9 protein-coding genes are annotated in these 12953 nt (G+C 44.8%); 5 read left to right on the top strand and 4 right to left on the bottom strand.

The annotated features are described in order from the left end of the window. Window positions 1-9 precede the first annotated feature (9 nt). Both K0I62_RS11140 and K0I62_RS11135 read left to right on the top strand, forming a co-directional pair. Window positions 10-492, top strand: coding sequence for an FKBP-type peptidyl-prolyl cis-trans isomerase (locus tag K0I62_RS11140; RefSeq protein WP_220068221.1), 483 nt, complete (start codon window positions 10-12; stop codon window positions 490-492). A 95-nt stretch (window positions 493-587) separates the two neighbouring features. Next, window positions 588-812 (top strand): DUF3389 family protein, encoded by a 225-nt coding sequence (locus K0I62_RS11135; protein ID WP_220068220.1) that lies wholly within the window; start codon window positions 588-590, stop codon window positions 810-812. 69 nt (window positions 813-881) lie between these two features. Here K0I62_RS11135 and K0I62_RS11130 read toward each other — a convergent pair whose 3' ends face one another. Continuing rightward, a complete protein-coding gene (locus tag K0I62_RS11130) occupies window positions 882-1886 on the bottom strand; it encodes a glutathione S-transferase family protein (RefSeq protein WP_220068219.1) in 1005 nt (334 codons plus the stop codon). Between the two features lie 164 nt (window positions 1887-2050). On the opposite strand from K0I62_RS11130, the gene K0I62_RS11125 reads away from it, so the two are divergent. The 3 genes from K0I62_RS11125 to K0I62_RS11115 all read left to right on the top strand — a co-directional run bounded on the left by K0I62_RS11125 (window position 2051) and on the right by K0I62_RS11115 (window position 5983). Continuing rightward, entirely contained in the window at window positions 2051-2722 is a 672-nt protein-coding gene (locus tag K0I62_RS11125) for an alpha/beta hydrolase (protein ID WP_220068218.1), read from the top strand. 644 nt (window positions 2723-3366) lie between these two features. Then, on the top strand, window positions 3367-5073 hold the full coding sequence (gene ushA, locus K0I62_RS11120; protein WP_220068217.1) for a bifunctional UDP-sugar hydrolase/5'-nucleotidase UshA: 1707 nt from the start codon (window positions 3367-3369) through the stop codon (window positions 5071-5073). A 469-nt stretch (window positions 5074-5542) separates the two neighbouring features. After that, window positions 5543-5983: an Hsp20 family protein gene (locus tag K0I62_RS11115; RefSeq protein ID WP_220068216.1), complete on the top strand. Its 441-nt coding sequence runs from the start codon at window positions 5543-5545 to the stop codon at window positions 5981-5983. A gap of 88 nt (window positions 5984-6071) precedes the next feature. Here K0I62_RS11115 and K0I62_RS11110 read toward each other — a convergent pair whose 3' ends face one another. The 3 genes from K0I62_RS11110 to recB all read right to left on the bottom strand — a co-directional run bounded on the left by K0I62_RS11110 (window position 6072) and on the right by recB (window position 12953). Beyond that, entirely contained in the window at window positions 6072-7088 is a 1017-nt protein-coding gene (locus K0I62_RS11110) for a D-alanine--D-alanine ligase (protein ID WP_220068215.1), read from the bottom strand. Between the two features lie 142 nt (window positions 7089-7230). Next, window positions 7231-9168 (bottom strand): exodeoxyribonuclease V subunit alpha, encoded by a 1938-nt coding sequence (gene recD / locus K0I62_RS11105; protein WP_220068214.1) that lies wholly within the window; start codon window positions 9166-9168, stop codon window positions 7231-7233. Beyond that, complete coding sequence (recB, locus tag K0I62_RS11100; RefSeq protein WP_220068213.1) at window positions 9165-12953, bottom strand: exodeoxyribonuclease V subunit beta; 3789 nt, start codon at window positions 12951-12953, stop codon at window positions 9165-9167. Before recB ends, recD begins: the two co-directional genes overlap by 4 nt.

The following is a 12953-nucleotide window of genomic DNA, read 5'->3' as shown; positions in this document are numbered from 1 at the left end:
GGACACTTGATGAGCATTAAAGACGATATGGTCGTACAGTTTAACTATACTTTGCGTGATGAAGCAGGTGAAGTGTTAGAGACCAATGATGGACTCGATCCAATTGCATACCTTCATGGCCATGACAATATGATGCCTGGTGTAGAAAAGGCACTTGAAGGCCGCGAAGTGGGTGAGAGCTTTTCGGTTACCTTACCGCCAGAAGAAACCTATGGCGTTCGCAATGAAAACGCTGAGCAGCGCGTATCGGTTAAGCATCTCCAAGGCGCTAAAGTCTGGAAAGCGGGTATGCGTGCGATTATTAGTACCGATCAAGGTCAGCGTCAAGTGACGGTGATTAAGGTCGGAAAATTCATGGCGACAGTGGATATTAACCACCCATTGGCTGGCCGAGAATTAACTTTTGATCTTACGGTTGTTGATGCTCGTGATGCAACTGATGAAGAGATTGCGCACGGCCACGCACACGGTGTTGGCGGTCATCACCATTAATTGACGTGCTTAGTATTTAGCTAGTTTATGAAAACCCAAGCATGCGTTTGGGTTTTCTTGTTTTTACCATCGAAAAATCACCTTTAAGGCGCATTATGGTTGTTACATTCTCGCAAGGCAAAATCATCATGTCGATGCATGAGATCCAAGTTAAATTTAGTGACCAAGCGCTTTCTTTGTATGCTTTGGCCGAAGATATAAAAGTCGTAAGAGATGCATTAATGTTAGTTGCCGATGGCGGCGCTGTGCGCTGGGCTTTGAAGCTAGACTCCATCGAGCAGATTGATGAAGTCGTCGCTGAATTAGGAATTGATAGCTGAGCTGTAATTGCGATTGAGTAACAGGAATAGAGTGAGTATACCTATGTTCGCATATTGTTTCTCAGCGGTTTAGCTTTTCAGTACATCTCGTCGATGTGGGCTACAGAGATCCATTGTCGGACCAACAGGTACCACTCGCGTTGGATTTATCTGCCCGTGACTATAATAGTAGTGCTGCTTTATATGTTCAAAATTGACGGTTTCGGCGACACCAGGATATTGATATAGCTCTTTCATATAGCCGTAAATGGCTGGCATATCGACAATTCGATTACGATTGGTTTTAAAATGACCGACGTAGACGGCATCGAACCTGATCAAGGTGGTAAATAGACGCCAATCCGCTTCGGTGAGTTGATCCCCAGTTAAATAGCGCTTTGTCGATAACAATTGCTCTAATCTATCTAACGCTGCAAACAGTATCTCGAAGGCCTCTTCATAGGCTTGCTGGGTTGTTGCAAAGCCAACGCGATACACACCATTATTGATGTTTTCATATATCCATTCATTTAGCTCGTCTATCTCGCTGCGTAGCGCTAATGGATAAAAGTCGGTCACATTGCCTGTTATCTCATTAAACTCACTGTTAAACATGCGAATGATCTCAGAGGATTCATTGCTGACGATGGTGTTGAGCTGCTTATCCCAAAGTACGGGGACCGTCACGCGGCCACTATAGTCCGGTTTTGCTTGTTGATAGATTTGATATAGGTAGTCTTGGCCATTAAGGCGGTCGGTTTCTGCGCCGTTGACATGAAACGCATCATCGCTTTGATTCGGTCCGCTAAATTCCCAGCCATTGCTCAACATGTGAGGTTCAACCACGGTAACGCCAATGTGTGCCTGTAGTGATTTTAGCTCTCTGAAGATAAGTGTTCTATGAGCCCAAGGGCAGGCTAATGAGACGTAGAGATGGTAGCGACCCGATTGCGCTGCAAATTTGGGAGCAGGCGTAACCTCGCTCGGGCGTGAGATCCAGTGGCGAAAGATCGCGTCTTCTCTAACAAATTTGCCTTCGCTTCCATCGGTATCATACCACTTATCAACCCATTTACCGCCTTGTAGTAATCCCATCTCTACACCTCTTTTCTAAACACAGAACTTAAGTGTAAGAGCGGACTAATGAAATGAAAAGCCCAGAAAACCAGCATATCTTTTCTAATTAATCGAAAAGTTGGGGTGGGTAATGGTTCCTGTTATCATCATCGGCATATTTTCCCATTTTAAAGGAACTATTGATGTCGAAGCAGCCGTTAGAACGGATCACGATTGAGCCTAAGCAATCTGTTGAGGCCTGTGTTATTTGGTTACATGGGTTAGGAGATTCGGGGGCTGGATTTGCACCTGTCGTGCCCTTACTTGGTATTCCTGAATCATTAGCGGTGAGATTCATTTTCCCGCACTCACCAAGTATTGCTGTCACTATCAATCAAGGCTTTGTGATGCCGGCTTGGTATGACATCAAAGGGATGGATATCGATAACCGAGCTGATATGCCTGGCGTTATTAATTCAGAGTCTGCGATTGCTGCTCTGATAGATGAGCAGGTTGCCTTAGGGATCCCTGCCGATAAAATTGTATTGGCTGGTTTTAGTCAAGGCGGAGTGATGAGTCTATTTACTGGACTTAGGTATCCGAAAACCTTAGCTGGGATCATGGCGCTGTCTTGCTACCTACCGACGGGTGATAAGTTGCCCAGTGATCTCAGTGAAGCTAATCGTAATACGCCGCTATTGCAGCAGCACGGTGATCAAGATGAAGTTGTACCTGTAACTGCTGGTTTTTCGGCTTATGAGTTAATTAAGACAGCCGGTTATCCAACACAATGGCAGACTTACAGTATGGGCCACAGCGTGTTACCTGAACAGTTGAAAGATATTGGAAAGTGGTTAACGGCATGCCTAAGCTAATCTGAAGTTCGATAGCCGTTAATAGACACTGCTGCTCGCTTAAATGAAGCTTGACTATGTAGGTGTTAACTTAGAGTTATTGACAGATTTTAAAGACCTAAAATGTATTAGGTCTTTTTGCTATCTAGGTCACAGCTAGAGAGCTTGGCAAGCGAGTGAATATCAATGGGTGAAATACTTAATTAACATTCGATGCTCGTTTAAGCTGAATTTATAAATGTAAACGTTATTTAGGCCGCAAAATAGGTAAAATTAGTGTTTATCGTCTCATGCTGGATTAGCAAAGGTTGATTTAGTGTGAAAATTCTCTAATTTTGTGATCTTCGCCCGCGGAGCAGTGTCTTTTTAGCAGGAGAATAACTTGATTACGAATAGGGTTTTCAAGTTGCTAGATTTAATTGCGTTTAATGGATCTTCGCTATTTTTTATTTCATTTTAAATCCCCAATTAGGTTAGATGCTTGTTCTTAAATATGGACAATTGATGGATTAAAGTGCTTTTAAAATAAACATTTACCTCAATTCTGTTCATAAAAATGCCACATTTAGTTGTTATTGTTTGATATTATGCTTCACAGCGAAATTAAGCCGTTCGCTGTTGAAAATCATATGGTTAATAAAAAAGATAATCTAGGGGTTGATGTAATGACAAATAAGCTTATTAAAGGATTAGTTGCGACTGCAATACTTGCAGCTCTTGCAGGTTGTAATAGCAGCGATGATGATAAAGCACCAACAACATGTGCAGAAGCTGGCGATGCTTGTACTATTTTTACGGTATTACACACTAACGATAACCATGGTCGTTTCTGGGAAAACAAAGATGGCGAATATGGTATGGCGGCTCGTAAGACGTTGATCGAACAGATCCGCGCAGAAGTTGCAGCTAACGGCGGTGAAACGCTATTGCTATCTGGTGGTGATATTAATACAGGTGTTCCAGAGTCTGATCTGCAAGACGCGGTTCCTGATTTTATCGGGATGAATGATATTGGTTACGATGCAATGGCTGTCGGTAATCATGAGTTCGATAATCCATTGGCTGTATTAGACTCACAGCGCTCAATTGCTAACTTCCCAATGCTGGCGGCAAACATCTACAGAGCGGACGGTACACGTTATTTTGACGCTTATAAAGTGTTTGACGTTAACGGTGTGAAAATTGCAGTTATCGGTTTAACCACTGAAGATACAGCTAAGATTAGTAATCCAGAATTTATCTCAGGTCTCACATTTACCGATCCAAAAGAAGAAGCGGCAAAAGTAATTAAAGAGATTAAGGATGCTAAAGCGGCAGACCTTATCTTTGCAACTACTCATATGGGTCATTACGCTAATGGAGAGAATGGTAGCAACGCTCCAGGTGATGTCGCTTTAGCTAACGCATTGGCACAAGGTGAATTACAAGCCGTTATTGGTGGTCACTCTCAAAACCCTGTGTGTATGGAAGGCGGCGAATACGCTGATTTCACACCTGGCGATGAGTGTGCTCCAGATCAGCAAAATGGCACCTACATTATGCAAGCTCACGAATGGGGTAAGTATGTTGGCCGTGCTGATTTTGAATATTTCAATGGTGAACTTCATCTAGCAAGTTACAAACTCGTGCCCGTTAACTTACTTAAGAAAGTCACCGATGCAAACGGTGAAGAAACGAAAGAACTAGTGGGTGAGGCTATTGAACCTGATGCTGCGCTTAAAGAGCTACTTTCTTACTATCAAGAGCGTGGTCAAGGCCAACTTGACGAAATTATTGCAAACACCGATGGTTTACTCGATGGTGAGCGTGCAAATGTCCGCAAGATGCAGACTAACCTAGGTCAATTGGTTGCAGAAGCACAGCGTTCAAAAGTGAATGCTGATGTTGGTGTAATGAACTCTGGTGGGGTGCGAGCATCAATTGAAGCGGGTGATATCTCTTATCGAGACGTACTAACTGTGCAGCCATTTGGTAACATGCTTACCTTAAGCACTATGACGGGTGCCGAATTGACTGAATACTTAAATGTTGTTGCGACATTTGATGTGGGAGAGTCTGGTTCTGGTGCTTATCCGCAGCTGGCGGGTATTAAAATGGATGTTGATTGTGAAGCTAAAACCGTTTCTATCAACGATATCAATGGAAAAGGCTATGCTGCTGATGCGACATATACCTTCACTGTGCCAAGCTTTAACGCGGCTGGTGGCGACGGCTATCCTAAGTTAAACCCAGTTCAAACTGGTTATGTTGATGCCGAAGTGCTTTATACCTACTTTAAAGATAAAGGTGATATCAAAGCTACCGATTATGCTCCAGTTGCGGGTGACATTCAGTTCTTGAATAGTAATAGTCCATTAGCTTGTAAGCGTTAATTTGACCTTACAGAAAAAAGCAGCCGCCAGGCTGCTTTTTTTATTTTTAAGCCGCAATAATGTATGTTGCTTGCCAGTTATTACCTATTTCAACAACGATCTTTGCTCTATACAGAGGTTATAAGGCAATCGAAATTGATGGTTGAGGCTGACTCCAAGTTTATCTGCAAGTGGTTCTAGGAGGTGGGATTATTCTTATCAATATCTACAGAATCACCTAACGTATCCAGATATCAAAAATGAAATTTGAAAATATTTTTATATTGTCTCTTGAAATCATAAAACGCTATCCACATATAGTGAGTATGGGACGCTCAATGAGGTTCCTAAGTTAACCGCTAAACAGTGCCTTCGGGGCTGTATGGTTAATGTTTTGCTTAATTTTTATTTATCGGTGCAGCAAGATGACAGATCTGTCATTGAGAGCTGGCCAACATAAACTAATATTGCTTAATACAAGGATATAAAGATGCGTAATTATGATTTAACTCCCCTATACCGCAGTGCCATTGGTTTCGATCGTTTAGCCCAGCTTGCCGAGCATGCTGCATCGAACAAAGGGAATTCCGGTTATCCTCCATACAACATCGAACTGCTTGACGAGCACCGTTACCGAATTACTATGGCCGTTGCAGGGTTTTCGATGCAAGAATTAGACATTACCAGCGAAGGCGACAAGCTGGTGGTTAAAGGCATTAAGGCTGAGCAAGATAGCGAGCGTAAATACTTGTATCAAGGGATTGCAGAGCGCGGATTTGAACGTACTTTCCAGCTCGCCGATTACGTTACTGTGATTGGTGCAGATTTAGAAAACGGCTTACTGAATATCGATCTTAAACGTGAGATCCCCGAAGCGTTAAAGCCACGTAAGATTGAGATTGGTAACTCAAGGCTACTCGACGCAGAATAACAGCGCCTTGAATAATTGACTGGATATAAGAAGGGAGCCCATTTGGCTCCCTTTTAGCATTATTGTTTAGATTAATTCTTTGGATTAACTATCTAACACACTTGTCCTCGATGCCATTATTGATCGTTTCATTCAGATACTGGCTAAAATCATCTCCGTGGTTGGCGAGCATCTTTGGAAACATCGAAATTGGCGTGAGTCCTGGAAAGGTATTGATCTCATTCAATAATATTTCCCCATCTTCAGTTAAGAAAAAGTCAATGCGTGACAGATGACGTAACTTCATGCCGTCAAAAACCTTGATGGCATACTGCTGAATTTGCGTGGCGATAGCGTCTGAAACCTCTGCGACCACCTTAGTGGTCGCCTTGCTATCGGCCGCATATTTTTCATCGAAGGTATAAAACGTATCACTGGCGCAAATGACTTCACCTGGCAGTGTCGCGACTGTTTTCCCTTTGTACTGATACACAGCAACTTCAAGCTCACGCGCCTTGATGGTTTTTTCTACGACAACGTAAGGTGCATAACGAAATGCATCGGTTAAGGTTTGCTCAATTTCACCAACATTGTCGACACGATAACAGCCAACCGAAGAACCTTGTGATGCCGCCTTAATGAAAATAGATCCCCACTGCTTAAGCGCATTGTGAGTCTGCTCGATTGACTCCTCATCGAGTTGGTTGAGGAAAATATAGGGCGTATTAGGGATCCCAAGTGCCGTAAACCACATCTTAGCGGTGATCTTGTTGAAGCAATTACTCGACCCTTCAGAGTCACACCCAAAGTAAGGCAGATTGATCAGGTCAAAATAGGACTGAATATCACCAGTTTCGCCTGGATAGCCATGGATACATGGAATAACATAATCCACCGGCCAAGGTGAGATTGCAGCGTCTTCAAAACGGATCTCTTTGCGGTTATTCAGCTCGCACGGCTCACCGGACTTGGTGGTGTATTGACCCTTAGCATCCAGTTCAACACGCAACACATTGATGTGGTCGAGTTTAGCCAATGAGGTTTCAAAATAGTTAGCTGATAAAAGTGAGATGGCGTGTTCATCACCACCACCGCCACACAAAAGTAAAAGATTTATCGGACTCATTGGGTCTCCGTTTGCTACTGAATGTCAAATTGCATGCTCACTATGCCGTGCTGATAGTTTTATGCAAGTTTTGCTATCATCGCCAGCGATTGATTGCTGTTTTTATATTCGCAAATCACAGATATTGATTGGTATTCGTTAACTACTGCCATAAACGTTTGGCTAGTCCTGAGGCGCGTTGTGTGGCTTGCTTACAAGCTTGCTCAAACACCCGCTGACTACCTAAGCAGGCAAAATGCTGTTTCGCTCGAGTGATCGCTGTGTAGACCAGTTCTTTAGTTAACAATTGTCGTTGGGCGACACTCGGCTTGAGTGGCATCACTAACGCGACTTGATTAAATTCACTGCCTTGGCTTTTATGAACCGTCATTGCAAAGCAGGTATCATGGGTGGGTAGCCGTGCGGGCAGTACTTTGAGTAAACTGCCATCGGCTTGAACAAAATGCGCCATGAGTCGCTGCTGATGTTCGCTATCTGGCAAAATAACCCCAATGTCACCATTAAATAGGCCGAGATTGTAATCGTTGCTTTGGATAATTACTGGGCGCCCAGCATAAAACTCACTTTGCGGTGTGATCAGCTTGGCGTCAGATAACGCCTGAGTCACTGCGGCGTTTACCCCATCTACACCATATTCTCCGGCTCGCATAGCGCATAAAATCCGGTATTGGTTAAAGCGCTCGATGATCTCAACTGGTGAATGTCGGCTGTCGATGATTGCACTCAGATAATAGCGATATTGCTCGACACTTAGCGTCAGTAGCTCACTAAGCCCAAGGTTATTTTGCGCCGTTGGTTGGTGTTCAATCCATAACAGCTCTTGATAACCGCGCTGCCAAACTTGCTTTATCTGGTTGAGATCGCTGCTATTGACCGCCGAGGCGAGTAATCCAATCCCCGCATCGCCTTTAAATCTATGACTGTGCATTAGCATGACTAAGCTGTCGCCCAGTTTGGGAGCTGGCGAGATGAACTGGCTTAAGTCGGTCGTGGTCAATTTGCTGAGTAGCAAGGCTTTACTGCTAGAGTAGCGCATGGTCCATTTGTCACTGCCAGCGGGTTTATCCCCCTCTATTTTTAGGCCTGCACAAATATCGGCAAGCACGGCACCGGCTTCAACCGATGCCAGCTGATCTTGGTCTCCTAATAATATCAGTCGTGCATGGGCGGGGAGGGCGTCGAGTAACTTATACATCATTGGTAGATCGACCATAGATGCTTCATCGACAACTAATAGGTCGAGTCTCAACGGATTGTCGCTATGGTGCCTGAAACGATGAGAGTTTGGGATCACTCCTAGTAATCTGTGCAGCGTCGATGCCTCTTCGGGGACAAGGGCCAGTTTTTCGAGATCCAAAGTATCAGTATATGACGCCAATTCATTGGCAAGCCTTGCTTTTGAGGCTTTAATCGACTCGCTTAATCGGGCGGCGGCTTTACCTGTTGGCGCCACTAAGCGAATCGTCATTGGGTTTTGCTGACACAATAGCAGTAAGAGTTTGGTCACTGTCGTGGTTTTGCCTGTGCCTGGGCCGCCGGTGATCACCGCCAGTTTTTGCGTCAGTGCGGTTGCGGTGGCGATCTTCTGCCAATCATATTGCATTTCAGTTTCAGGAAAGAGACTGGTTAGCATCTGAGTGGACGATTCGATATCAGTTAGCTCGATGGCTTGTGACAGGGTGTTAAGCTTTTCTCCCACTTTAGATTCAAATTGGTAATAGCGTTGTAGATAGAGCAGTGAACCATCGAGGATCAAAGGTTTATCCAGTTGTTTGGGGGCTAAACCGACCGCATCCGATGCGGCTAAGGTGTCGATAATCTTCTGTAGCGGCGCCGTGATGCTGCATTGAGCTTGCTGCTCGCTCAGCGGATTGGCGAGGTTTATCTGCTCGAGGGGCAAACAGGTGTGTTGCATGGACAGCTGGCGACTCAGTAGGGCGCAGATAAGGGTAAACAGCGGCGTACTTTGCGGATGCAGACTTGTCATCTGCAGCGCAAAATGGCGATCAAGTGGGGTTAGTATACGCAGCTCTTGCCACTCTTTTAACAACTCAGCTAATGGCTTTTGAAGCTCGATCATAGGTCTAGCTCCGTTTGTTGGGGCATTGCTTGATTAACTGATGCATCATTTGCTGTATTTATTGTTAAATCGTTTGCCGGCTGTTGTTGTTGATCTTGCTTTAACAGTTGATCGAGTCGCTCTATTAATGCCTTTGGCGGCTTATCGTAAAACACCCCACTGCCAGGCGTTTGAGTCGACATGCCGCGCAGAAATAGATAGTAGCAACCGCCTATATGGCTATCATAGTCGTAGCTTGGCAAACGCACGCCCAAATAGCGATGGAGTGCTAAGGTGTAGATAATGTACTGCAAGTCATATCTATGGCTGGTGATTGCATGTTGCATCTGAGGCTGTTGATAACAACTAAAATCATCGCCTAAGTGATTAGATTTATAATCGGCAATAAAAAACTGACCGTTATGCTCGAAGGTTAAATCGATAAAGCCTTTTAACATCCCCTGTAAAGTGTCAAATGAGAGCGACATTATATAGCCATATTCCCCTAGCAGTTGATTAAGTGCATAAGCCTGGAGCGTTGAGATAGGCATATAAAACTCCATTTCCACCATAGTTTGCTTAGGTGACAGCTGGCTAAGTGATAACTCATGCTCAGCGCTAGGATCTTTAGAGCTATTAAGGTTCGAGCTAGAATACGTTTCATGACGAGCAAGTGGTGCACTTAACAGATCGAGATACCATTGCTGTAAAATATCCTTCCAGCTACAGTCGATGCCATATTTTTCCATCGCACTTGGCAGTTGCTCACAGAGATCCTGCTCTGCCTTGGTAAAATCGATGAGCTCTAAGACTAAATGCATAAAGCTACCGGCATTTGCACCGCGCTCAAACGTAAAGCGTGATGCTTGTTGTTCCCTTTCTTCGTCGATCATCTCCAGCGCAGCAAATGCCTCATCGTCACGACCAGGAGATACACGCTCATGGGGCATATCTTTAACAAGCCCAGAGTAACTGCCAACACGCCAAGGCGTGGTTAGCGTGCGCTGTAAGGGTTTAGGTGCGAGCATTTGGCTGTCGTCAATCACCTGCGGCAGGGGCGTCGCATCGGCGATAGATTCAATCAAATTGACGCTAATAGCCTCACTTTTAAGTTTTTCAGCTTTCGTTTCAATATCACCAATCTCACAGTTAGCATCTTCAATCCCTAACAGATAACCTATGGCGGTTTCATGTAGCTGACTGCTAATACCCGCTTTTTTAGTAAAACGGCTGTGGTTGGCAATATAGAGATAACAGGCCAGTACTGGGCGGGTAAGGGCTACGTAAAGTAGACGCAGATCCTCTGCCAAATTTTCCCGTTTGCTGAGTGACCAACCGTCATCGGTTTGTTCAATATCCCATATTAATTCATTGTTTTGGTGATAAAGCATTGGCGCAGGTTTACGGCGATTATCCCTCGCTAAACTCACAAAAGGCACGAAGCAAACCGGGTACTCAAGCCCCTTACTCTTATGAATAGTGACGATTTGTACTAGGTTTTGTTCGCTTTCAAGCCTAAGTTGAGCTTCCTCTGCGCTGTGGTTTTCGAGTAAGGCTTGTTGATACCAATTGAGCAGGGCATTGACACCGTCGAGTTCGGTGGCCTTTTGTTGCAGTAGCTCTCCTAAATGCCTGAAATCGGTCAGCCGTCGTTGACCATCTTCTGTTGCTAATAACCGCTCAATCAGATGTGTGTCTCTTGCCATTGCAAGTAGACATGGCATTACGCCGCGACGTTGCCAAATTTGATGCAACTCGTAAAACTGCTCAAGCAGTGTTTGGCGGCTCTCTTCTTGGTGATTAAACTGATGGATCTCAACGGCGCTAAAGCCAAGTAATTGGGTGGCTAATGCACTGCGCAGCGCTCGCTCATCTTTTGGATTGGCTATGGCAATAAGTACTAAGGCAAGCTCTTTGGCTTCCAAGGTACTAAACACGCTATCGCGGCTAAGAAATACAGCGCCAATTTGACGATCACTCAGTGCAGCTTTGATATAAGCCGCTTCATTGCGGTCTCTAACCAATACCGCAATGTCTTTAGCCTTTAGTGGCTTATCACCTTTAACCTTGTCACTTATAAAGCATTTGCCATTTTGTGCTTCGATCAATAGCCGCGCAATTTCATTACAAGCATCCTCTGCTAACCATTTTCTGGCAGTTGCTTTATTTAATCCTTTGTCGGGGTCTTCACCAAGCAGTTTGATGCGCAGCGCACTGCTATTTTCTGTTGCCTCGATTAAGCGTTTATCATCGGAAAATGGCGATGGTGCGACACGCTCAAAGGGAATAGACTGGCTAATAAAAGGGTCTTGATGTTGGCTAAAGAGTTGATTGACGCCCTCAATCATATGACGACTAGATCGGAAATTGGTATCGAGGCTGTAATGGTGCTCGGTGTTAATGCGGGCGTCGATATAGGTATGAATATCGGCGCCCCTAAAGGCATAGATGGCCTGTTTAGGATCGCCAATCATCAATAGGCTTTGAGCACCAGCAGAAGCTGACGACAGTGTCGTTTGATAGATACTACTAAATATTTGATATTGAAGAGGGTCTGTATCCTGAAACTCATCGATGAGTGCAATAGGAAAGCGCTTTGCGATAGTCGCGGCCAAGGTTTGGCTGTGAGCGGCTATATTGGCTTTATTTTCAGTCGCTTCATCACTAGCGGTTTGCTCACTTGTGCTTGGATTAATGTCTTGAACATTAAGATGCGGCGATGCCGTCAGCGCACCAGCGAGGGTGATTAACAAATCATCTGGTGTGAGCAGATTACGCTCGGTTTTCTGCTGAGCAAATCGCGCCGATATCCCTCTGCGGGCGGCAAACAGAAAGCTGGGTACAAATTGCTTAACTAATTGATGTAAGATCTCAATGTGTGCAAGTAATGGCGCTTGCTCCGCGGTTGGGATCTCACCGCCTTTATTCAGTTTTAGATTGCCTAGTGATAGGGCGTCTAATACTTTTAAATCGGGGAGTGATTGACTAAACCTCGCCCAGTTATCCATCGCCTCAAGCATGACTGCCAACTTTGGATAACCCTGATCTTTCTTTCCAAATCGGGTGCCGTTTAGCGGAAGTTGATGCAATAGTTGCTCTATGTTGTCCCGCTCTCTTGGCCAGATAAGTTTAAGTCTATTGAGACTTTGCGTTAATGCTGCCGAAATAGTACTAAATTCACTCGGCTCTGGGTTGGCTTTAGCTTGGCTAGCGCCAAGTAATGGACGCAGTTGCTGAGCTAATGCATCAGGATCGCTAAACTTGGTTTGAATGATCTGCGCTAAATAGGGCGGCAGCGGATAGCAGGTTTCACGCCAAAAATCCCTAACGGCATGATGTAAAAATTCACTGTCATCTAAGGTAAATTCAGACTCAAATAGCAATGAGGATTCAAATGCCATATCGGCGAGGATCCGTTGGCAGAAACCATGGATGGTAAAGATGGCTGCTTCATCGAGTGATTTGAGCGCTAAATCTAGGCGCTTTTGTGCCAGTGGTAATGCCTCTTTTTCTGTCTGTTGGTAAAGCTGCTCAATCAACTCATCGTTAACGGGCATACCGATAAAGCGACGGTAGGCGAGTTGGATTTTTTTACGGATCCTGTCCCTTAACTCACCGGTTGCAGCGTTAGTAAAGGTGACCACTAAGATCTGTTCGCAGCGAAGTGGCTCTGGGATCCCATGACCCAAAAGTAAGCGAATATAAAGCCCTGCAATGGTATAGGTTTTTCCTGTACCAGCACTGGCCTCAATTAAGCGTGAGCCAGTGAACGGCAGGGTTAGGGTATTGAGTTTTTCGCTCGCCAT

The organism is Shewanella psychrotolerans, from assembly GCF_019457595.1.
Classification (GTDB): Bacteria; Pseudomonadota; Gammaproteobacteria; order Enterobacterales; family Shewanellaceae; genus Shewanella; species Shewanella psychrotolerans.
Note: the sequence above shows the minus strand (reverse complement) of the source record. Positions and strands in the feature narration are given on the sequence as shown.